This window comes from Paracoccus sp. J56, from assembly GCF_019633685.1.
GTDB lineage: Bacteria > Pseudomonadota > Alphaproteobacteria > Rhodobacterales > Rhodobacteraceae > Paracoccus > Paracoccus kondratievae.
Map to the genome: position 1 here is coordinate 14,432 of NZ_JAFL01000001.1, position 20,771 is coordinate 35,202.

Below are 20,771 nucleotides of genomic sequence, written 5' to 3' on the forward strand. Positions count from 1 at the left end.
TGTTTCTGATCACTGTCGCTTGCGCCGAAACCCCGATTACAGGCCACAAAAGGACACTAGATCTGGTGGCGCGACCAGCTTCGAACACAAGATGACCCGAGATGCGACTCAATTCAATCAATTTTTTCTGTGGACACCGGGCCGTTTTTAGGCCTGCCCCAACGAGTCGAATCCTGCTGCGATTGCAATGTTAACAAAGGGCGGAAAACCCGTGTGACCGGTAAATTCCGAAGGAAGCTAGAGGCTTCCCGCAATCGGTTCACCTGTTTTCCACAGGGTTTTCCCCAGCAGTGCCCCCTCAGGATTACGATTTTGTTCCGTCAGGATTGACCTGTGAATTTTGCGGCTGCGGCAGAATGACACCCTGATCCGTGACGATCATATCCAGCGACTGATCGGTAGGCTCGACTGGGATCGAGCGAATCTCCTGCACCGCATAGGCCAGACCGATGGCGACCACCGGGCCGGAAGTCCGCAGAATCTCCAGCGTCCGATCATAAAATCCGCCGCCATATCCCAGCCGATGACCTTCGCGGTCAAATCCTGCCAGAGGGACGATCAGCACCTGGGGCTGCATAACAGGCGAATCAGCTGGCGGATGGCTGGTGCCAAAGGATCCGGCCTCTAACCGGCCGTCGAACGCGCGAAACTCCAATGGACGCGCCGGGCCGGTGACCACAGGCAGACAGACAGGACCGTCATGAGCCGAGATCGCAGGGCGCGGATCGGCCTCGTCCCGCATCGGCCAATAGCCAGCCAGCACTTTCCCACGGTGGGGGACCAGCACCTCTAGCAGATGACGCGTCACCGCCTCATCATCGCCACCCTGCCCGCGCGCGGCCAGCGCCTGCTGGCGCAACTGCTTTTTCAAACCAGAAACCATGAGGCCAGCCCCAGAAATGCAAAGAAACCCATCATATCGGTCATGGTGGTGACGAAAGTCCCCGAAGCCAGTGCCGGATCAAGCCCCAGCCTGCTAAGCCCCAATGGCACCAGCACACCGCCCATGGCCGCCACGATCTGGTTGGCGATCATCGCCGCACCCAGAACCAGTCCGATCTCCAGACTGCCCAAAAAGAACACGCCGGCCATGATCAGGATCACCGCAAGGCCGACACCGTTAAGCAGCCCCGCCCCCAATTCGCGGAGGATGACGCGCCGCGCATTTGCGCTGGTCAGTTCGCGCGTGGCAAGCGCCCGCACCGCCACGGCCAGGGACTGCGTTCCCGCAATCCCTCCGGTCGAGGCGACGATCGGCATCAGCGCCGCCAGAATGACCAGCTGGGCCAGCGTCGATTCAAAGCGCGAGATGACCAGCGCCGAAAGCGATGCGGTACAGAGGTTGATCACCAGCCACGGCAGGCGCTGACGCACGGTCTGGAAAGGCCCGTCTGAAACGTGGCTCTCGTCCGAGACGCGGGCCATGCGCAGAAAGTCCTCTTCATGCTCTTCGTCCAGCACCGACATGGCGTCGTCGATGGTGATGACACCAACCAGACGATCATCGTCATCGACCACCGGTGCCGAGATCAGGTGATATTTGTTGAAAGCATAGGCGACGTCACCTTCGTCCTGACGGGCCGAGATGGTGCGGAAACTATCCTCGGTAATGTCGCGCAAGGGCGTGGCCCGGCGAGAGGCCAACAGCTTACCCAGCGTGACATAACCCGTCGGATGACGGCGTGGATCGACCAGCACGACATGATAGAACTGGTCGGGCAGCCATTCTTCAGCGCGCAGAAAGTCGATGGCCTCGCCCACGGTCCAATGTTCGGGCGCAGTCACGACCTCGGATTGCATCAGACGACCGGCCGAATATTCGGGCCAGGTCAGCGAACGCTCGACTGCGGCACGGTCGGAATCGTCCAGCGCAGCAAGGATGGCCTGCTGTTCGGGCGCCTCCATGTCCTCGATCAGGTCAACGACGTCGTCGCTGTCCATTTCGCGCACGGCTTCGGTCAGTACCTCATGGGGCAGCTGCTCGATCACCTCTTCGCGGATCGATTCATCGATCTCGGACAGGATCTCGCCGTCAATCTCGCCTGAATAGAGCTGCAGGAACGCGCGCCGGCGCGCCGGCGTCAGTTGCTCAATCAGGTCGGCAACGTCGGCGGCGTGCATCGACTCAAGCAACTCGTCCAGCGCCTGCCCGTCCTGCTCATCTATCGCCCGGTTGATCGGGTCGAGATTCTGCCGGCTCAGCTGGAATTCGGCTTCCGAGGTATCGGTCTCGGTCTCGCGCGGCTCGGTCATCGGCAGACGGCCTCCTTGCTGGACTTTCGTGTGGTGACGAGGATTGGGGTCTGGTGCTGTCGGACAGCGCTATCAGTCGGCGGCACCATAGGGGCCTTGCGGCGGGGGCTCAATCACCCTTTAGAAGGGTCAGCGCCTCGGCGTGCAATTCTGCCGATCCGGCGGCAAGGATCGTGCCGCCGTTATGGGCAGGCCCACCCTGCCAATCGGTCACCACACCCCCTGCGGCCCGTATCACGGCAATCGGCGCAACAACGTCATATGGCTGAAGCCCGGCCTCGATCACCAGATCGACGTGACCGGCGGCAAGCAGCGCATAGGCGTAGCAATCAAGCCCATAGCGAACCAGACGCGCCCGCGAGGCAACGCGGGAAAATGCAGCATGTTCGGCGGGACTTCCGACCTCGGGATAGGTGCTCATCAGCGTTGCCTGCGCCAGGGCGACCCCCCGGCGCGCGCCAAGCGGGACCGAACCCGCGCGCGATATCAGTTGGGCGCGGCCAAAACCGCCCTCGAAACGCTCATCAAGATGGGGCTGATCAACAATGCCATAAATCGGCCCCCGCGCATCGCTGACGCCGATCAGGACGCCCCAGCTAGGCGCCCCGGCCATAAAGGCGCGGGTGCCATCTATGGGGTCCAGCACCCAGGTCAGACCGCTTTGCCCGCTTTGCCCGCCATATTCTTCGCCCAAAATGCCATCTTCTGGACACTCGGCGGCCAGAATGGCACGCATGGCACGCTCGCTTGCGCGGTCAGCCTGGGTCACCGGATCAAAGCCGGTGGTGGATTTATTGTCAGGTCGCAGCAACGGGCTGCGAAACAGGCTCAGCGTCTCGGTCCGGGCAGCATCGGCAAGACGATGCGCCAAGGCCATGATCCGTTCAGCCCGCTCAGGAGTGATCTCGTTCGCACTCGTCATGGCCTGCCCCCGTGGTAATGCCTTGGGCGCAGGTTTAGCCGCAGAGTTCTTTGAACGAAAGCCTTGGAGCTACGACCTGCCGTTGTCAGGCCGCGTCCGACAGGACACGGGCGAGTTCAAAGATCTGGCGACGCTGCGCTTCGGGCATGGCGTAATATGCACGCACCAGTTGCAGCGCCTCTTTATCGGCCAGAATATCCCCCTCGATCGTGCTGTGGGTGTGGCCATCTTCGAGACCCTCGAAGAAAAAGCTGACCGGCACCTCTACCGCCTGCGCGATATCCCAAAGCCGGGACGCCGAAACACGGTTCATCCCGGTTTCATATTTTTGAATTTGTTGAAACTTGATACCAACTTTTTCAGCAAGCTGTTGCTGCGTCATACCGATCATCCAACGGCGATGGCGGATGCGCTTACCAACGTGAACGTCTACATTATGCTTCATAGTAACAACCTCACTCAATCTGAACGGGCGCTACAACAGATTGTCGTATTTTTCGAGTTCCATGTTATCCACTTGTCCAAAAAGACAATCGTTTGCAGTGGGCAATAATCACTCGAAGACAGCCCTCATGATCAACAGAAAAAACGCGCGCAATGACATGATGCAATTGGGAGGAAATGTGCAAAAACGCTGGAAAACAATGCAAATCAAGAAAATACCCGGCACCCCCGTTCCTGCCGATGTGACACTTGCGCCACCAGGTCCGGGTGATGTGCTGGTAAGGCTGCGGGCCGCAGCGCTGAATTTCGCCGATTTGCTTATGACGCAAGGTCACTATCAGGAAACGCCCTCTCCGCCCTTCATTCCGGGCCTCGAAGGCGCCGGAGAGGTGATTGCGACCGGCCCGGATGTATTGATTCCCCCCGGTACCCGCGTTGCGGTATTGAGCCAGGGCACTGTAGCGCAGGCGAACCTGTTTCCCGCCGCAAGCTGCCACCCGATCCCCAATGGGATGAGCTTTGAAGAGGCCGCCGGTTTTCTGATCGCCTATGGCACCAGCCATTTTGCCCTGACCCGGCGTGCCGGGTTGCGGCAGGGTGAAACGCTGGCGGTTCTGGGCGCGGCAGGCGGTGTCGGACTAACTGCTGTCGAAATCGGCGCGGCCCTTGGGGCGCGAGTCATTGCCGTGGCGCGGGGCGAGGACAAACTTACTGTCGCCCGGGCGGCCGGGGCCACCGATTGCATCGACAGTGCCGCCTGCCCTGATCTCAGGGCCGCACTGCGTGAGCTGGGCGGTGCCGATATCGTCTATGACCCGGTCGGCGACAAACCGGGCGAGGCTGCCTTTGGCGCGCTGAGACCGGGCGGACGCTTTCTCATCATCGGCTTCGCGGGGGGCCGGCCTCCGGCGTTGCCGCTGAACCACGCGCTGGTCAAGAACATCGCAATCCACGGGTTCTACTGGGGGGGTTATCAGAAGCTCGACCCCGCGCTTTTGCGCCAGGATATCGCCGCCCTTTTTGCACTATATGACCAAGGCAGGCTGCGCCCACATGTCGGCGCCACCCTTCCGCTGGAGCGGCTGGACGAAGGATATGAGCTGTTGCGCAGCCGCCGCTCGACCGGGAAAGTCATCATCAGTTTATGAAATTTATGTCAGATTGGCGAGAAACCGTTCGCTTTGCATTGAAAAAACCTCAGTTATCGCCAATATCTTCCCCGATGGTGGGCCGTCCGGGCCGCACCGCGATTTCTGACCGGGGAGAACTTATGGCAGATCACTATTCTATCCGCACGGCCGGGACCGCGACGCGCTCGGCTGCCGTGGATGAGGGCCTGCGCGCCTATATGAACAAGGTCTATGGCCTGATGGCCGTGGGCATGCTGGTGACCGCTGGCGCTGCCTGGGGTATGGCCGGGCTGACCCTGTCCGACACCCCCACGCAATGGATGCTGGGCAACGGCAAATACCTGACCGATCTTGGCAAGACCCTGTATCTGTCGCCGGTGAAATGGGCAGTAACCTTTGCGCCGCTGCTGATGGTGTTTGCCTTTGGCGCCGCGCTGAATCGCCTGTCGGTGCAGGGTGCGACGACGCTGTTCTACGCCTTCGCCGCGGTGATGGGCGTATCAATCAGCTGGATTTTTGCCGCCTACACCTCTTTCTCGATCGTGCAGACCTTCCTGATCACCGCGATCGCCTTTGCCGGGCTGTCGCTCTGGGGCTACACCACCAAGCGTAACCTCTCGGGGATGGGCACTTTCCTGATGATGGGCCTGATCGGCCTGATCGTCGCGTCGATCGTGAACATTTTCCTGAAATCCGGCGCCATGCAATTCGCCATCTCGGCGATCGGCGTGCTGATCTTTGCCGGGCTGACTGCCTTTGACACGCAGAACATCAAGAACACCTATCTGCAACTGGCAGAGTCGGATCAGGAATTCCTGGGCAAATCCGCGATCATGGGTGCGCTGCAGCTGTATCTGGACTTCCTGAACCTGTTCATGTTCCTGCTGCAGTTCCTTGGCAACCGCGAGTGATCGCTCAATAACCAAGGCAAACACAAAGGGCCGGGCCATTCGCCCGGCCCTTTCGTTTTTCCGATCAGTCAGACCGGCAGGATTGGCTGTCTGAGAGTTGATTATCGAATGGCTCACGGCGATTTTTCGCAGACATCACAATCGATCCGGGCATTTCGCTCTTTCATGTGATGCAATAGGCGTCTGCTTTGTTGCACCCGGATATTCCGGGAATATCTGCCGCCAATTCGCCGCCGTGGCAGGCGCCATAGCAGCATCCGAATCATTTGGGTTTTTGTCGGGTTGATCCGGGCTTTACGACACAAGAAAAGCCCAGAAACACCACACAACTATTCGTCAGTACCGATCTGCACTGCGGCTTGCCATCGCAGTAACCAGGATGCCCGGAATCAGCTTAACACATTGAATTCATTGGCGGGCCCGGAAGGGCTCGAACCCTCAACCTTGGACTTAGAAGGTCCCTGCTCTATCCAGTTGAGCTACGGGCCCGCACGGCCGCAGTCATGGCGCAGGATTGCGGCTGAATCAACCGTTCAATCCCGATCTGAAAGCGCAATTGTCATGAAGACACTGTTCGGATCGGGCTGGTAGTCGCCAAAGGGCAGGCATTCGACGAAACCCGCCCGCGCATAAAGCCCGCGCGCAGCGATAAAGGTCGGCTGTACCCCGGTCTCAAGGCTGAGCCGCGCCATGCCCTCTGCCCGGGCGTAGGCAATCAGCGCCTCAAGCATGCGCCGCGAATGGCCACGGCCACGCGCCTCGGTCAGCACATGCATGGATTTGATTTCGCCATGATCTGGACCGATGCGCTTGACCGCACCCATGGCCAGCGGCACCCCCCCTTCGCGCAGCACAAAAAAGGCGATCTCTGGCCGCTCAAGCTCGGCGCGGGGCAACATATGGATCGATTCCGGCGGGGTATCAGCGTGCATATCCGCGGTGTGCCGCTCAAAAAGCAGCGCCAGATCTTCGCCCAACGGGCTTTCCTGACCGATCACCGGATCGCCGACACTCATGGTTTTGCTTCCCTTTTGCACTGCGCGGCGGGCTTAGCAGCACCTGTGCAGGTTGCAAAGCGTCGGTGCAGCAGGCCGCATGAAAAATAAGGAAGAATGCGCTTGGCAGCAGGCCAGAGGCCGGATGCTTTCCGCCCGCAGGCGACAGGACGGGAACCAATGAGCTTTGGCCCCGGCAGGCGTGGGAAAACGTTCGCGACAGCCCAAGGTGTCAAGGGCTTGCGCCGCTTGTCCGGTCCCCAGCCGACCGCTACCTCTGCTTTTGAAACGGAGGCGCCCATGTCCATCGTCATCGAGCACATGACCAAAAGCTTCGACGGCACATCGGTGCTGCGGGGCATCGACCTGACCATCGAATCGGGCGAGCTGGTGGCATTGCTGGGCCCCTCGGGGTCGGGCAAGACGACGCTGCTAAAGATCATCGCCGGGCTTGACTGGCCCGATGCCGGGGGCTTGCGCGTTCATGGTGCCGACTGGCTGCATCTGGCGGCACAGGACCGCCGCATCGGCTTTGTCTTTCAGCATTATGCGCTGTTTCCGCACATGACCGTGCGCGACAACATCGCTTTTGGCCTGACCGTGCGCCCGCGGGCCGAACGACCGGGCAAGGCGGTGATTGCAGCCAAGGTGAACCAGCTGCTTGAGTTCCTGCAGATCGGCCACCTGGGCGACCGCTATCCGACACAGCTGTCGGGCGGACAGCGCCAGCGTGTCGCACTTGGCCGGGCGTTGGCCATTGAACCGACGGTGCTGCTGCTTGATGAGCCCTTTGGCGCGCTCGACGCTGCGGTGCGCCGCGACCTGCGCGCCTGGCTGCGCGAGGTGCATGACGAAACCGGCTCGACCACCATCTTTGTCACCCACGATCAGGAAGAGGCTTTCGAGCTTGCAGATCGCGTCGTGGTGATGGGCGAAGGCCGGATTGAACAGATCGGCAATGCCGACCAGATCCACGACCATCCTGCCAGTCCCTTTGTCGCCCGGTTCATGGGCGCGACGATCGAGCTGCCGGTAATGCTGAACGCCGGCCGGACCGAGGCACAGGGACTCGACGCCAGTCGTCTGCAGCGCCGCGCCCTGCCCGACGGGCCCGGAACCCTGTTTCTGCGCCCTGCCGATGTCACGCCGCTCGCCGATCCCTCGGGACGCTGGCAGATCGTACGGCGCACCAGCAATGGTGCGCTGTTGCGGCTTGAGCTGACAGATGGAGCGCAGCACTTTGGCATCGACCTGCCCCGACGTGCACCCGAGGCACAGGGTCTCTCCCCCGGTGCGCGCGTGAACCTGCGCCCCGAGGCAGGCACGATCTTTCCCGGCCCCCGCACCAGCCAGCCGCAGACCGCCACAACCGAATTCCCCCGCAAGGAGAAAAGCCTATGATTATCCGCAAGCTTCACGTCGCCGCATTGGCGCTGCTTCTGGGCGCAGGCCCGGCGCTGGCTCAGGACAAGATCCTGAACGTCAGCTATGATATCGCCCGCGAACTGTTCGAGGCGCTGAACCCCGAGTTTCAGGCCTACTGGAAGGACAAAACCGGCCGCGACGTGACTGTCGACCAAAGCCACGGCGGTTCATCGAAACAGGCCCGCGCCATTCTTGAAGGGCTGCCGGCGGATGTGGTGACCTTCAACCAGGAAACCGATGTGGACGTGCTGGCCAAGAACGGCCTCGTGGCCGAGGACTGGCGCGAGGCGCTGCCGAACGGCGCGTCGCCCTATTACTCGCTGCCCGCCTTCCTGGTGCGCAAGGGCAACCCGAAAGGCATCAAGGACTGGTCCGATCTTGCCCGGGACGACGTGCAGGCGGTGTTCCCTAACCCCAAGACCAGCGGCAATGGCCGTTATACCTATCTGGCCGCCTATGCCTATGCGCTGACCCAAGAGGGCGGCTCGCCCGAAAAGGCGCAGGAATTCGTCGGCAAGATCTTTGCCAATGTGCCGGTCTTTGACACCGGTGGCCGCGCAGCCACCCAGACCTTTGCCGAACGCGGCATCGGCGATGTGCTGATCACCTTTGAGGCTGAAACCAAGGGTATCGCCCGCCAATATGAGGCGGAGGGTTTTGAGGCCGTGACCCCGGCAACCAGCCTGTTTGCCGCCTTCCCGGTGGCGGTGGTCACCGAAAACGCCGAAAAGAACGGCTCGACCGAGGTTTCGACCGAATACCTCAAGTGGCTTTACACGCCCGAGGCCCAGGAAACCCTGGCCGGGAACCACTATCGCGTCACCGATCAAGAGGTCGCGGCCAAACACGCCGCCGACTTCCCCGAGGTCAAGTTGCTGACCGTGGACGAAGTCTTTGGCGGCTGGGACAAGATCAATACCGAGCATCTGGCCGAGGGCGGGATTCTCGACAAGGTCTTTGTTAACCAATGACGGCGGCTGCGGCCATCAAGCCGAAACGGGTTCTGCCGGGGTTCTCTCTGAGCCTCGGCACGACCCTGCTTTATGTCGCCCTGGTGATCCTGATCCCGGTGATTGCACTGATCCTCAAAGGGGCCGAGATCGGCCCCGCACGGTTCTGGGCCATCATCGCCGCGCCGCGTACGCTGGCGGCGCTGCGGGTGACGCTGACCGCTGCGGCACTGGCCACCGTATTCAACGCTTTCTACGGGTTGCTCATGGCATGGGTCCTGACCCGCTATGACTTTCCGGGCAAGCGCATTCTTGATGCGCTGATGGATATTCCCTTTGCGCTGCCGACGGCGGTGGCCGGTATCTCGCTGACCGCGCTTTATTCGGCGAACGGCTGGTTCGGCGCACCCCTGACCGGTGCGGGGATCAATGTCGTCTATACGCTGGGCGGCGTGATCCTTGCCATGACCTTCACCTCGATCCCTTTCGTGGTGCGCGCGATCCAGCCGGTGCTGGAGGATCTGGACCCGGCGATGGAGCAGGCCGCGATGACACTGGGGGCGCGGCCCTTTGCGATCTTCCGCCGGGTCGTCCTGCCCGCGATCCTGCCTGCATGGCTTGCCGGCTCGACGGTCGCCTTTGCCCGCTCTTTGGGTGAGTTCGGGGCAGTGGTGTTCATCGCCGGCAACCTGCCGTTCAAGACCGAAATCGCGGCACTGCTCGCCTTTATCCGGCTTGAGGAATACGATTATCAGGGCGCAGCCGCCATTGCGCTGGTGCTGTTGCTGTTCGCGCTGATCCTGCTCATGATCTCAAACCTGATCCAGTTCCGCGCCGCCCGCCATCTGGAGGCCCGGTAATGTCCACGCTCGCGCTTTCCCATGCACCCGGCCAAAGCCGCCGCATGCCGCAGTTGTTGATCGGGCTTGCCTTTGTGCTGACGGCGATTTTTGTCGTGGCACCGCTGGCCTTTATCTTCTGGCGCGCCTTTGCCGGGGGCTGGGCGGTTTACCTGGCCAATATCACCGACCCGCTGGTCCTGCATGCGATCTGGCTGACGACGCTGGTCGCAGTGATTGTTGTGCCGGTGAACGTCGCTTTTGGAATCGCCGCCGCCTGGGCCATTGCCCGGTTTCGCTTTCCCGGGCGCAAGCTGCTGATGGTGCTGATCGAGATTCCCTTTTCGATCTCGCCGATCATCGCGGGGATCTGCTATCTGCTGCTCTATGGTCGGCAAGGCCTGCTGGGACCGTGGCTTGCCGCGCATGATCTGAAAATCATGTTCGCCCTGCCCGGTATTCTGCTTGTCACCATGTTCGTGACCGCACCTTTCGTCGCGCGTGAGGTTCTGCCGCTGATGCAGGCGCAGGGCTCGGAACAAGAGCAGGCGGCAGTCACGCTGGGCGCGCGCGGCTGGCAGGTCTTTTCCCGCGTCACGCTGCCGAATATCCGCTGGGCGCTGCTTTACGGCGCAGTGCTGTGCACCGCACGTGCGGTCGGGGAATTCGGCGGGGTTTCGGTCGTTTCAGGTTCGATCCGGGGCCAAACGAACACCTTGCCCCTGCAAATCGAGCTGATGTTCAACGATCTTAACACCACAGGCGCATTCGCCGCAGCCTCGACCCTGACCGTTATCGCGCTGGTCGTGCTGGTCATCAAGGCCGTGTTGGAAAGCCGCAGGTAACACATTGTAACTGGCAGGAATGTCAGTGGACTTGGGCTCTCGCCCCCCATAGGCTGCAGGCCATGGAAGCCGCGATCAAAGATCAGAAACACTGCTGCCCCGAACTGCCAAAGCCGCGCAGCTTTTGGCAGCGCATCGCCGACCGGCTGGCGGCGCTGGTCGCCACACACCGACCGGCGACCCCACCCGAGAAATCGGTTGCTTTCACCATCGCGGTGATCGCGCTGGGGGCGAAACTTGCCAAGGCCGACGGCACGGTCGCGCGATCCGAAGTGGCGGCCTTTCGTCGCGTCTTTATCATTCCGCGATCCGAGGAAAAGAACGCCGCCCGGGTCTTTGATCTTGCGCGACAGGATGTGGCCGGGTTCGACGCCTGGGCACGGCGGATCGCCCGCATGTTCCCGCCCGGTGACCCGGTGCTGGCCGATGTGGTCGAGGGGCTGTTCATCATCGCCGTCGCCGATACCGACCTGCACGAGGCCGAAATCGTCTTTATTGACGAGGTCGCGCGTATCTTTGGCCTGCCGCCCGAACAGGTGGCGACAATCCGTGCCCGCCACGACCGCAGGCAGGGTTGCCCCTCTTGCGAAGTGCTGGGGATCACGCCCGACACGCCTTTGCCCGAGGCACGGCGGCGATGGCGCGAGCTGGTGCGCGAAAATCACCCGGATCGCGCCCTGGCCCGCGGCCTGCCGCCCGAGGCGATCCGTCTGGCCGAGGCCCGCACCCGCGCACTGAACGAGGCTTGGGATAATTTTCGCAATATGCACAAGGCGTACCCGGCCTGATGGAACCCGGGCGCCGCCCTTCCCGTTTTCTTTCAGAACAGCCAAAGGACCGGGCCATGCGCATCATTATTATTCCCTCGATCATGTGGATGCTGGCCGCACCCGTTGCCCTTGCGCAGGGTTACGAGCCCCCGCTGGCTGACAACCCAGCACCCGAGACCACGCCAGAAGAGGCCCCCCGCACGCTGGAGGAGGGGCTGGAAAACTTTATGCGCAACATGCTGAACGACGCTGAGCCGCTGCTGGATCAGCTGGGCCGGGATATGGGCGATACGTTAAGTGCGGTCACCCCGGTTCTGAAAGATATCGGCAAGCTGATGGATGACGTGCGCAACTATCAGGCCCCCGAACGGCTTGAGAATGGCGATATTCTGATCCGCCGCCGCGCTGATGCGCCGCCGCCTCCGCCAGTTGGCGACGCCCTGCGCGACATGCTGCGCCCCGCGCCCGAAAACGATCCGCGCCTGAACCCGCGCGGCGATGATCCCTTGCGCGCGCCCGAGGTTCCGCCTTTTCCCGAACTGAACCCCGACAGCGAAATCTCGCTTTAAGGCGCGAAGCTCTCGACCCAGTCGATCAGTGCCGGCAGGCTGTGGCGGTGCAGGTCGTAGCCTTGCAAGATCGTCTTGCGCGCCGCTATCTTCAGCCGTTCTGCCTCGGGGTCACCGGCAAGACCGCGGATCAGCGCCGCCTCAAGCGCGGGTTGATCAAAGAAGGGCACCAATCGGCCATTCTCGCCATCACGGATCAGTTCACGCACCGGTTCGGTATCCGAACCGACGATATAACAGCCCGCCGACATCGCTTCGGTCAACGACCAGCTAAGCACAAAGGGATAGGTCAGGTAGCAATGTACCCGGCTGACCTGCAACAGCGCCAGATATTGCAGATAGGGCACGCGGCCAAGAAAATGGATGCGGCTAAGATCAAGCTGGCCATCAAGCTCGGCCAGCAGCTTTTCCTTCCACCCGGGCGCGTCCTTGGGCAGGCCACCGTAGCTGACACCATCCCCACCGACCAGCAGCACCTGCGCCTCGGGGCGCGCGCGCATCACCTCGGGCAGCGTCCGCATAAAGCGGTGAAAGCCACGATACGGCTCAAGCGAGCGGGACACATAGGTCAGCACCTCGTCACCCGCCCGCAGTTCGCGCCCATCAGGCAGCCGGAATTTCGCCTGCGGATCGGGGCGAACCTTCTCCGTGTTGATACCGTCGTGGATCACCTGCAATTTCTGGCGCAGCTCGGGCGGGAATGAGTTGGCCTGATATTCGGTCGGCGACAGCCCCGCATCCGCCTGCACCAACCCCTGAATCAGATGGGCAGAGCGCGCAATCGTGGTCACCCGGCCTTCATCGCTGCCTGGGCTGATTTCAGGATCAAAGCCGACATCATGGCCACGGGTGCGATACAACAGCTCGGCATAGACAAGCAGTTTGGTTTCGGGCCAGATCTCACGCAGAAACAACGTCTCACCCCAACCGCTGTGGCCGAATATCACATCGGGGGTATAGTGGTGCTGATCCCGCAGCGCCCGGCAGGCGCGCGCGGTCAGCCAGCCGCGATCGGCCATCTCACTGAAGGTCCGGCCCAGCATGGGGGGCAATTTCAAGTCGGCCGGCGCCTTGTAGCGCACAACCTTGACCGGAGAAGCTCGCTGGTTCTTTTCATCCGTCAGGGCCAGCACATGATGGCCACGCGCCGCCAGCGCCGGCGCAAGGTGCAAAAACTGGCCCGGAAAGTTCTGATGGATGAACAGGATTTTCATGCAAGCGCTCTCAGAAAGGCGGCATCAATCAGACGGCGCGTATACTCGTTATGCGGGTTATCAAACACCGCCTCGGTCGTACCCTGTTCGATCACCTCACCGGCGCGCATGACCATGATCTGATGGGACATCGCACGCACAACACGCAAATCATGACTGATAAACAGGTAAGCAAGCCCATGCTTGCGCTGAAGACGGCGCAAAAGCTCGACGATCTGCACCTGCACGGTCATGTCCAGCGCGCTGGTCGGCTCGTCCAGCACCACAAGCTTGGGATTGAGGATCATGGCGCGGGCAATCGCAATCCGCTGACGCTGCCCGCCGCTGAATTCATGCGGATAGCGATGCATGGTCGCGGGGTCCAGCCCGACCTCTCGCATGATGGCGTCCACCATCTCGCGCCTGTCGCGGCCCGGCTCGATTCCGTGAACGCCCAGCCCCTCAGAGATGATCTGCTCGATCGTCATCCGGGGCGAAAGACTGCCAAAGGGATCCTGGAACACGATCTGCATGTCGCGACGCAGGCCCCGCAGCGCCCGGCCCGGTAAGGCAGAAATATCGCGCCCCATGTAAAGGATCGGCCCATCGCTTTCGATCAGCCGCATGATTGCCAGCGCAAGCGTGGTCTTGCCGCTGCCCGATTCACCGACGATCCCCAGCGTTTCGCCCGCACGAACCGACAGGGTAGCACCGTTCACCGCCTTCACGTGCCCGACGGTGCGGCGCAGGAAACCACGCTGGATCGGGAACCAGACCTTAAGATCACGGGTCGCCACCACCTCGGGCGGGTCCCCGACCAAAGGCTCGGCCCGGCCCTGAGGCTCGGCCGCAAGCAGCATGCGGGTATATTCGTGCTGGGGATTGGCAAAGATTTCCTCGACCGGCCCCTGCTCGACAATCTCGCCGCCCTTCATCACGCAAACCCGGTCAGCGATGCGGCGCACAAGGCCGAGATCATGGCTGATGAACAGCATCGACAGCCCTTCGGCCGCCTTGAGCTCGGCCAACAGCTCCATGATCTGGGCCTGGATCGTCACGTCCAGCGCCGTGGTCGGTTCATCAGCTATCAAAAGTTCGGGGCCATTCGCCAAGGCCATGGCGATCATCACCCGCTGACGTTGCCCACCTGAAAGCTGATGCGGATAATCGGCAAGCCGGGTTTCGGGGTCACGAATGCCAACCCGGGTCAAAAGCTCGATGATCCGCGCGCGCGCTTCGGCCCCTTTCAGGCTCTGGTGCAGCGCCAGACTTTCTCCAAGCTGCCGCTCAAGCGTATGCAGCGGGTTCAGCGAGGTCATCGGCTCTTGGAAAACAAAGCTGATGTCATTGCCCCGCACCCGGCGCAGCTCAGCCTCAGAAGCGCCCAGCAGCTCGCGTCCCTCATAACGGACCGAACCCGCGACCTCGGCCGCGTCACCAAGCAACCGCACCGTCGAAAGCGCTGTCACCGACTTGCCCGAACCGGATTCGCCGACCAGCGCGACCGTCTCGCCCCGGTTGACGGTAAAGCTCACGCCCTTGACGGCGGGGGTCAGTTGCCCGTCCTGCCGGAATCCCACCCGCAGATCTGTGACTTCCAGAACCGGGGTCATCGGAAGGTCTTTCTTGGGTCAAAGGCGTCGCGCACGCCCTCAAAGATGAACACCAGCAGCGAAAGCATGATCGCAAAGCTGAAAAAGGCGGTAAAACCCAGCCACGGCGCCTGCAGGTTCTGTTTGGCCTGCAAGGCCAGTTCGCCCAGTGAGGGGGCGGAAGTCGGCAGCCCGTAGCCAAGATAGTCGAGCGCGGCCAGAGACGAGATCGTACCAGTGACGACAAAGGGCATCATCGTCAGCGTCGCCACCATGGCATTGGGCAGGATATGGCGGAACATGATCGTGCGGTCATTGACCCCCAACGCCCGCGCCGCCCGGACATATTCAAAGTTGCGCGCCCGCAGAAACTCGGCCCGGACCACGCCGACCAACGCCGGCCAGCCAAACAGGATCGAGACAAAAACCAAAAGCCAGAAGCTGCGCCCAAGGATCGCAAACAGAATAATAATCACGTAAAGCGAAGGCGTTGAACTCCATATTTCAAGTAATCTCTGAAATACGAGGTCCGTACGCCCACCAAAATATCCCTGCACCGCCCCCGCAGCGATTCCCAAAAGTGAGGCGACGACGGTCACGATCATCGTGAACAGGATCGACAGGCGGAAACCATATATGACCCGCGCCAGGACATCGCGCGAGGTGTCATCCGTACCAAGCCAATGCTCGGCATCGGGCGCGCTTGGGGCGGTGCCGACATTGTTGATGGTGCGGTAATGATAGGGGATCAGCGGCCACAACATCCAGCCACGTTCGATCGCCTCACCGGCAACTTGCCCGGTTTCGCGGGCCTCTTTCTCGGTCGCCTCGGGATCGTCCCAGCACTCTTGTCGCCCACCGGTCCGGATCAGGCATTGCACCCCCGGATCGGTATAGATCGCTTCGGTCCCGAAATCGCCGCCAAAAGCGGTCTCGGGGTAAAAGCGATAGACCGGGAAATACAGCCCGCCCTTGTAGCTGACGAGGATCGGCTTGTCGTTGGCGATAAGCTCAGCAAAAAGCGAGGCCACAAACAGCACTGTAAAGATGATCAGCGACCAGAAAGCGCGTGAATTGCGGCGGAAATTGCGCAGGCGGCGACGGGTCAGTTCAGTCATTGCCATCAGCCGGCCCTCCGCTCGAAGTCGATACGCGGATCAACCAGCACATACATCAGGTCCGACAGGATACCGACCAGAAGGCCCAGCATGCCAAAGACATAAAGCGTGCCAAAGATCACCGGATAATCGCGTTGCACAGCAGCCTCGAACCCCAGCCGCCCGAGCCCATCGAGCGAGAAGATCGTCTCGATCAGGATTGAAGAGCCAAAGAACACACCCAGAAACATCGCGGGAAAGCCGGCGATCACGATCAGCATGGCATTGCGAAAGACATGGCCGTAAAGAACGCGCCCCTCGGTCAGGCCCTTGGCACGGGCGGTCATCACATATTGCTTGTTGATCTCATCCAGAAAGCTGTTCTTGGTCAGCAGCGTCAGCGTGGCAAAGCTTGAGATCGTCGTTGCCGTCACCGGTAGCGCGATGTGCCACAGGTAATCCTTGACCTTGCCCCACAAGCTCAGATCCGCCCAGTTGTCCGAGGTCAGCCCGCGCAGAGGGAATATCTGCCAGTAGCTGCCGCCCGCGAACAGGACCATCAACAACACTGCGAACAAAAAGGCCGGGATGGCATAGCCGACGATGATCGCGCCCGATGTCCATGTGTCGAAAGGCGTGCCGTTGCGGACCGCCTTGCGGATACCCAGCGGGATCGAGATCAGATAGGCGATCAGCGTCGACCATAGCCCCAGCGTGATCGAGACCGGCATTTTTTCCAGCACCAGATCAATCACCGAGATTGAGCGGAAAAAACTGGTCCCGAAATCAAACCGGACATAATTGCCCATCATCACCAGAAAGCGTTCGGCCGCCCCGATCTTTTCTTTGCTGCATTCGGGGGATTTCAGATCCGGTTCGCCCTGATGGGCCGGCGAGCAGGTGATACGGGCAAAGCCCATCTGAACCTCAAGCTGGTCCAAAAGCTCGGGCGGGATACCGCGGGCACCAGCATATTCGCTGCTTTGCGCTGCCTCACCCCCGCCGCCGGTAATGTTGCGCAGCGCATCGCCCTCGCCCTGAACGCGGGCAATGATCTGTTCGATCGGGCCGCCCGGAACGAATTGCGTCAGGGTAAAGTTGACCAGCATGATGCCGATCAGCGTGGGTATGATCAGCAACAAGCGCCGCAGGATATAGGCTGCCATCCGTCCCCTTGCTCCGCCTGATCCGCGCCAGCCCTTGCGGGCCCTAGCGCAGCACGCCGGATTGTTTCAGCTTTGCTGCCTTATCCGCGTCATACCACCAGAAATCAAGCTCACCCAACGCATGGGGCGGCAGGGTGTCGGGGTGACCAAAGATATCATAATAGGCGACGGTATGGGCAGCCTTGTACCATTGCGGCACCCAAAAGCGCAACGCGCGCAGGCTGCGGTCCAGCGCATGGGCGACGGTGATCATCTCGTCCTGCGTGGTCGCCTCGATCCCTTTCTGGATCAGCGTATCTATGGCCGGGTTGGCCAGCCCCATCAGGTTGAACACATCGCCCACGTTTTCCGAACCAAAGGTCTGCTCGGTATCGCCGCTAAGAAAATAGCCCTGCGCCATATGGGTGGTCGCAAGGTCAAAGTCATGGCTGCGGGTACGCGCCGTCAGCTGGGCGTCATCAACACGCAGGTTCACCGCATCAATGCCGATGGCGCGCAGGTTCCGGACATAGGGGTTGATCACGCGGTCAAAGGTGGCGCTGTCGTTCAGGAACTCAAGCCGCAGCACCTCGCCCTTGGCATTGCGTCGCATTCCGTCGCTGCCGACCGTCCAGCCAGCCTCATCCAGCAGCTTTGCCGCCTGCCGCATGTTCCTGCGGTCAAGCTGGGTCTTACCCGAAACCGGCTGGACCACCGCATCATCGGTCAGCACGCCAGGCGGCAGGTCCTTGGCCAGTGGCTCAAGCAGCGCCAGTTCGGCAGGAGCAGGCTTGCCCTGCGCCATCAATGGGCTGTTGTCCCAAGGCGAGTTCACCCGCGTGTAAAGCCCGTAGAACAGCGTCTCATTCGACCATTCAAAATTGAACATCAGCGCGATGGCCTCACGCACGCGGATGTCCTGAAACTTGGGTCGACGCAGGTTAAAGACCCACCCCTGACCGTTGGAGATATCGCCGTTCGCCAGTTCTTCCTTTTTGACAGCCCCGGACTGAAAGTTCGGAAAATCATAGCGCGTCGCCCAGTGGATCGAGCTTGCCTCGTTGCGGAAAGTATAGACCCCGGCCTTGAATGCCTCAAAGGCGCTGTCGTAATCGCTGAAGTATTCGATGCGGATGCGGTCAAAGTTGTGCCGCCCGACATTGATCGGCAGGTCTTTGCCCCAATAGTCAGGATTGCGCCTGAAGGTGATTGAGCGCCCCATATCCGCCCGGTCGAACATATAGGGGCCCGAGCCGACAAAGGGGATGGTGCTCGACTGTTCGATGTCGCGCTTGTTCTTGCGGAAATCCTCGCGCGAAAAGACGATCTGACCGCCGACCGACTGGATCACGTCACGGCGCGGATAGCCGGGCTGAAAGATGAACTTGATCGTGTGATCGTCAATCACCTCGGCCTTGGCGACGATCTTGGCGATGACCGTGCGATAAGATGACAGGCCCTTGTCGCGCAACAGTTCGAACGAAAACAGCACGTCATGGGCGGTCAAAGGCGTACCGTCGGAAAATTTGGCCTCGGGTCGCAGATGAAAGATCACCCAGTCGCGGCTTTCGGGATATTCGATCGTCTCGCAAAGCAGGCAATAGGCGGTGCCGATCTCATCCGCCACGCCCTCCATCAACGGCTCCAGCATGGCGTTCGACAAAAGCGCCGCCCGGCCGCGATGGGTATAGGGGTTGTAACTGTCAAACCCGCCCGAGAACCATTCCGAGATCTCGCCCCCCTTGGGCGCATCCGGGTTCACATAACGCAGATGCTTGAAATCGGCAGGAAGCTCGGGCTCACCGAAAACCGAAATGCCGTGCGAAACGATGGTTCCAGAGGCCTGCGGCTCTTGGGCAAGGGACCAGCCGGGCATCAGCGCCAGGGCCAGTGCAACCATCGGGGCATGTCGCAGAATGGGCATTTTCATCGGGTCTTGGTGATCCTTGTTTTGGCTTGCTCGGGCATGTCGCCACCTTTGCACCAAGGCTAGCAGTCCGCGTGCACGGTTCAACATGCAAATGCGTGAGCGGGCGACCATATGCCGCAACAGGCAAGCAAAAAGGGCGCCCCGCGGGACGCCCTGCACTGTGATCCAGCTTGTCTGACGCTTACTGCTGGGACTGCAGATAGGCAATCAGGTTGGCGCGATCCTGAACCTTGGGCAGACCGGCGAAAGCCATCTTGGTGCCTTTGACTACCGATTTGGGGTTGGTCAGGAATTCCTGCAACGCCTCGGGGGTCCAGTCCCCGCCATGCGCCTTCATCCCGTCCGAATAGTTAAAGCCCGAGATGCTGGCCACCGCACGACCAACCACACCGTTCAGGTGCGGGCCGGTGCCATCGGTGCCGTCGAGCTTGTGGCAGGCCTTGCATTTGCCAAAGACCTTTTCACCAGCCGCAGCATCGGCCGAGGCCAGAACGGTTGCGAAATCGGGACCTTCCTCGGCTGCCGGCTCGGATTCGCCGCCGGTCTCTTCAACGGGGATAGTATAGGCCTGAGCGTGCTCCCCTTCACCACCGTGACCCGAGGACGCGATGTTATAGATGCTCGAAGCCGCCCAGTTCATCAGCAAAAGGAACAGAAGAGCGCCGATGAGCGCACCGGCGGCCTTGGTGACGGTCATGGTATCGAACATGTCTGCGGATCCCTTGGGTCTGTCCGTGGATTTGGGCGTATCTACCCGCTTTTGTTTCGCCGGTTCAAGGTATAGTTGTCGCTTGCGCAGCACAAATCAGGCGGAATGACCGCCCGGACACAGGGTCCACGCGACGGCCCTGCAAGCGAAGGTGTGACAGATGACCCAGGCAACAACCCAGAACGTAATCGCATTCCAGGGCGAGCCGGGCGCCTATAGCCATCAGGCTTGCCGCCATTATCGCCCGCAGATGGAGGCACTTCCCTGCCGCACCTTTGAGGACACGATCGAGGCGGTACGCAGCGGCCGCGCCGAACTGGCGATGCTGCCGGTCGAGAACTCGACCTATGGCCGGGTCGCAGACATCCATCACCTGCTGCCCGAAAGCGGGCTGCATATCATCGACGAAGGCTTTGTTCGGGTGCAGATCAGCCTGCTGGCGGTGCCGGGCACGAAGCTTGCCCAGGTCACCGATGCGATGAGCCATCCGGTTCTGCTGGGCCAATGCCGTGGATTTCTGCGTCGTCACAGCATCCATGGTGTGGTCGGCGCTGATACCGCAGGCTCGGCCCATGAGGTCGCGCGCCGGGGAGAGCCCTCGCTTGCCGCGCTCGCCTCGCCGCTCGCAGGCGAAATCTACGGGCTTGAAGAGCTGGCCTCGGGAATCGAAGACCGCCAGAACAACACCACCCGCTTTCTGATCATGTCGCGCTCACCCGATTTCTCCCGCCGCGCGAACAGCCAGGGCGGGACAACCATGGTCACCAGCTTTGTCTTTCGGGTGCGCAACATCCCCGCCGCGCTTTACAAAGCTCTTGGCGGCTTTGCGACCAACGGCGTCAACATGACCAAGCTGGAAAGCTATATGGTGGACGGCATTTTCACCGCCACCCAGTTCTACGCAGATATCGAAGGGCACCCCGAGGATCCGCCTGTCGCCCGCGCGCTGGAAGAGCTTGATTATTTTACCTCCAGCCTGAACATCCTTGGGGTCTATCCTGCCGATCCGTTGCGCGCGACACAGACTCAAGCGGCTGAGTGACCGCGCCTAA

The 20,771-nt window shown here is 61.2% G+C and carries 20 protein-coding genes and 1 tRNA gene; 9 read left to right on the forward strand and 12 right to left on the reverse strand.

Annotated elements, in window-relative coordinates; genetic code table 11:
* Positions 1-304: 304 nt before the first annotated feature.
* From M511_RS00060 to M511_RS00075, 4 genes are all read right to left on the reverse strand, one after another.
* Entirely contained in the window at positions 305-883 is a 579-nt protein-coding gene (locus M511_RS00060) for a 5-formyltetrahydrofolate cyclo-ligase (protein ID WP_010392285.1), read from the reverse strand.
* Positions 868-2,253 (reverse strand): magnesium transporter, encoded by a 1,386-nt coding sequence (gene mgtE, locus M511_RS00065; protein WP_085501057.1) that lies wholly within the window; start codon positions 2,251-2,253, stop codon positions 868-870. Before mgtE ends, M511_RS00060 begins: the two co-directional genes overlap by 16 nt.
* A 109-nt stretch (positions 2,254-2,362) precedes the next feature.
* Positions 2,363-3,175, reverse strand: a complete 813-nt coding sequence (locus tag M511_RS00070; RefSeq protein ID WP_085501058.1) for an inositol monophosphatase family protein — start codon at positions 3,173-3,175, stop codon at positions 2,363-2,365.
* An 85-nt stretch (positions 3,176-3,260) separates the two neighbouring features.
* On the reverse strand, positions 3,261-3,620 hold the full coding sequence (locus M511_RS00075) for a helix-turn-helix domain-containing protein (protein WP_010392290.1): 360 nt from the start codon (positions 3,618-3,620) through the stop codon (positions 3,261-3,263).
* A 199-nt stretch (positions 3,621-3,819) separates the two neighbouring features.
* Between M511_RS00075 and M511_RS00080 the strand changes: the two genes are divergently transcribed.
* Both M511_RS00080 and M511_RS00085 read left to right on the forward strand, forming a co-directional pair.
* Entirely contained in the window at positions 3,820-4,767 is a 948-nt protein-coding gene (locus M511_RS00080; protein ID WP_227493346.1) for an NADPH:quinone oxidoreductase family protein, read from the forward strand.
* Positions 4,768-4,889: 122 nt separating this feature from the next.
* The gene (locus M511_RS00085) at positions 4,890-5,660 is read left to right on the forward strand and encodes a Bax inhibitor-1/YccA family protein (RefSeq protein ID WP_085501165.1); all 771 of its coding nucleotides are present in this window, start codon (positions 4,890-4,892) and stop codon (positions 5,658-5,660) included.
* 412 nt (positions 5,661-6,072) lie between these two features.
* Here the strand turns inward: M511_RS00085 and M511_RS00090 are convergent.
* Both M511_RS00090 and M511_RS00095 read right to left on the reverse strand, forming a co-directional pair.
* Positions 6,073-6,149 (reverse strand) — tRNA-Arg (locus M511_RS00090).
* Between the two features lie 44 nt (positions 6,150-6,193).
* Entirely contained in the window at positions 6,194-6,676 is a 483-nt protein-coding gene (locus tag M511_RS00095; RefSeq protein WP_010392295.1) for a GNAT family N-acetyltransferase, read from the reverse strand.
* Between the two features lie 279 nt (positions 6,677-6,955).
* Here M511_RS00095 and M511_RS00100 point away from each other — a divergent pair, with 279 nt between their 5' ends.
* From M511_RS00100 to M511_RS00125, 6 genes are all read left to right on the forward strand, one after another.
* Positions 6,956-8,056 (forward strand): sulfate/molybdate ABC transporter ATP-binding protein, encoded by a 1,101-nt coding sequence (locus tag M511_RS00100; protein WP_085501166.1) that lies wholly within the window; start codon positions 6,956-6,958, stop codon positions 8,054-8,056.
* A complete protein-coding gene (locus M511_RS00105) occupies positions 8,053-9,051 on the forward strand; it encodes a sulfate ABC transporter substrate-binding protein (protein WP_010392300.1) in 999 nt (332 codons plus the stop codon). The genes M511_RS00100 and M511_RS00105 overlap by 4 nt, the downstream gene beginning before the upstream one ends.
* The gene (gene cysT, locus M511_RS00110; protein WP_085501060.1) at positions 9,048-9,890 is read left to right on the forward strand and encodes a sulfate ABC transporter permease subunit CysT; all 843 of its coding nucleotides are present in this window, start codon (positions 9,048-9,050) and stop codon (positions 9,888-9,890) included. The genes M511_RS00105 and cysT overlap by 4 nt, the downstream gene beginning before the upstream one ends.
* Entirely contained in the window at positions 9,890-10,714 is an 825-nt protein-coding gene (cysW, locus tag M511_RS00115; RefSeq protein ID WP_010392302.1) for a sulfate ABC transporter permease subunit CysW, read from the forward strand. The genes cysT and cysW overlap by 1 nt, the downstream gene beginning before the upstream one ends.
* 62 nt (positions 10,715-10,776) lie before the next feature.
* A complete protein-coding gene (locus tag M511_RS00120; RefSeq protein ID WP_010392303.1) occupies positions 10,777-11,502 on the forward strand; it encodes a molecular chaperone DjiA in 726 nt (241 codons plus the stop codon).
* A gap of 56 nt (positions 11,503-11,558) precedes the next feature.
* Positions 11,559-12,053: a hypothetical protein gene (locus M511_RS00125; RefSeq protein WP_138918260.1), complete on the forward strand. Its 495-nt coding sequence runs from the start codon at positions 11,559-11,561 to the stop codon at positions 12,051-12,053.
* Here M511_RS00125 and M511_RS00130 read toward each other — a convergent pair.
* The 6 genes from M511_RS00130 to M511_RS00155 form a co-directional block, all read right to left on the reverse strand.
* On the reverse strand, positions 12,050-13,267 hold the full coding sequence (locus M511_RS00130; RefSeq protein WP_085501061.1) for a glycosyltransferase: 1,218 nt from the start codon (positions 13,265-13,267) through the stop codon (positions 12,050-12,052). The genes M511_RS00125 and M511_RS00130 overlap by 4 nt on opposite strands.
* The gene (locus M511_RS00135; protein WP_085501062.1) at positions 13,264-14,859 is read right to left on the reverse strand and encodes an ABC transporter ATP-binding protein; all 1,596 of its coding nucleotides are present in this window, start codon (positions 14,857-14,859) and stop codon (positions 13,264-13,266) included. The genes M511_RS00130 and M511_RS00135 overlap by 4 nt, the downstream gene beginning before the upstream one ends.
* Positions 14,856-15,962 carry an ABC transporter permease gene (locus tag M511_RS00140; RefSeq protein ID WP_085501063.1) on the reverse strand — a complete coding sequence of 369 codons (1,107 nt, stop codon included), beginning with the start codon at positions 15,960-15,962 and terminating at the stop codon, positions 14,856-14,858. Before M511_RS00140 ends, M511_RS00135 begins: the two co-directional genes overlap by 4 nt.
* Positions 15,962-17,101: a microcin C ABC transporter permease YejB gene (locus M511_RS00145; RefSeq protein WP_010392308.1), complete on the reverse strand. Its 1,140-nt coding sequence runs from the start codon at positions 17,099-17,101 to the stop codon at positions 15,962-15,964. The genes M511_RS00140 and M511_RS00145 overlap by 1 nt, the downstream gene beginning before the upstream one ends.
* A 43-nt stretch (positions 17,102-17,144) precedes the next feature.
* A complete protein-coding gene (locus M511_RS00150; protein ID WP_010392309.1) occupies positions 17,145-19,010 on the reverse strand; it encodes an extracellular solute-binding protein in 1,866 nt (621 codons plus the stop codon).
* A 181-nt stretch (positions 19,011-19,191) separates the two neighbouring features.
* Complete coding sequence (locus tag M511_RS00155; protein WP_010392310.1) at positions 19,192-19,719, reverse strand: c-type cytochrome; 528 nt, start codon at positions 19,717-19,719, stop codon at positions 19,192-19,194.
* A 160-nt stretch (positions 19,720-19,879) separates the two neighbouring features.
* Here M511_RS00155 and M511_RS00160 point away from each other — a divergent pair, with 160 nt between their 5' ends.
* Positions 19,880-20,761 (forward strand): prephenate dehydratase, encoded by an 882-nt coding sequence (locus M511_RS00160; RefSeq protein ID WP_010392311.1) that lies wholly within the window; start codon positions 19,880-19,882, stop codon positions 20,759-20,761.
* Positions 20,762-20,771 lie beyond the last annotated feature (10 nt).

Coding starts and splice junctions, on each gene's coding strand:
- M511_RS00060 (WP_010392285.1), bottom strand. CDS start 883: ATGGTTTCTGGTTTGAAAAAGCAGTTGCGCCAGCAGGCGCTGGCCGCG.
- mgtE (WP_085501057.1), bottom strand. CDS start 2,253: ATGACCGAGCCGCGCGAGACCGAGACCGATACCTCGGAAGCCGAATTC.
- M511_RS00070 (WP_085501058.1), bottom strand. CDS start 3,175: ATGACGAGTGCGAACGAGATCACTCCTGAGCGGGCTGAACGGATCATG.
- M511_RS00075 (WP_010392290.1), bottom strand. CDS start 3,620: ATGAAGCATAATGTAGACGTTCACGTTGGTAAGCGCATCCGCCATCGC.
- M511_RS00080 (WP_227493346.1), top strand. CDS start 3,820: ATGCAAATCAAGAAAATACCCGGCACCCCCGTTCCTGCCGATGTGACA.
- M511_RS00085 (WP_085501165.1), top strand. CDS start 4,890: ATGGCAGATCACTATTCTATCCGCACGGCCGGGACCGCGACGCGCTCG.
- M511_RS00095 (WP_010392295.1), bottom strand. CDS start 6,676: ATGAGTGTCGGCGATCCGGTGATCGGTCAGGAAAGCCCGTTGGGCGAA.
- M511_RS00100 (WP_085501166.1), top strand. CDS start 6,956: ATGTCCATCGTCATCGAGCACATGACCAAAAGCTTCGACGGCACATCG.
- M511_RS00105 (WP_010392300.1), top strand. CDS start 8,053: ATGATTATCCGCAAGCTTCACGTCGCCGCATTGGCGCTGCTTCTGGGC.
- cysT (WP_085501060.1), top strand. CDS start 9,048: ATGACGGCGGCTGCGGCCATCAAGCCGAAACGGGTTCTGCCGGGGTTC.
- cysW (WP_010392302.1), top strand. CDS start 9,890: ATGTCCACGCTCGCGCTTTCCCATGCACCCGGCCAAAGCCGCCGCATG.
- M511_RS00120 (WP_010392303.1), top strand. CDS start 10,777: ATGGAAGCCGCGATCAAAGATCAGAAACACTGCTGCCCCGAACTGCCA.
- M511_RS00125 (WP_138918260.1), top strand. CDS start 11,559: ATGCGCATCATTATTATTCCCTCGATCATGTGGATGCTGGCCGCACCC.
- M511_RS00130 (WP_085501061.1), bottom strand. CDS start 13,267: ATGAAAATCCTGTTCATCCATCAGAACTTTCCGGGCCAGTTTTTGCAC.
- M511_RS00135 (WP_085501062.1), bottom strand. CDS start 14,859: ATGACCCCGGTTCTGGAAGTCACAGATCTGCGGGTGGGATTCCGGCAG.
- M511_RS00140 (WP_085501063.1), bottom strand. CDS start 15,962: ATGGCAATGACTGAACTGACCCGTCGCCGCCTGCGCAATTTCCGCCGC.
- M511_RS00145 (WP_010392308.1), bottom strand. CDS start 17,101: ATGGCAGCCTATATCCTGCGGCGCTTGTTGCTGATCATACCCACGCTG.
- M511_RS00150 (WP_010392309.1), bottom strand. CDS start 19,010: ATGAAAATGCCCATTCTGCGACATGCCCCGATGGTTGCACTGGCCCTG.
- M511_RS00155 (WP_010392310.1), bottom strand. CDS start 19,719: ATGTTCGATACCATGACCGTCACCAAGGCCGCCGGTGCGCTCATCGGC.
- M511_RS00160 (WP_010392311.1), top strand. CDS start 19,880: ATGACCCAGGCAACAACCCAGAACGTAATCGCATTCCAGGGCGAGCCG.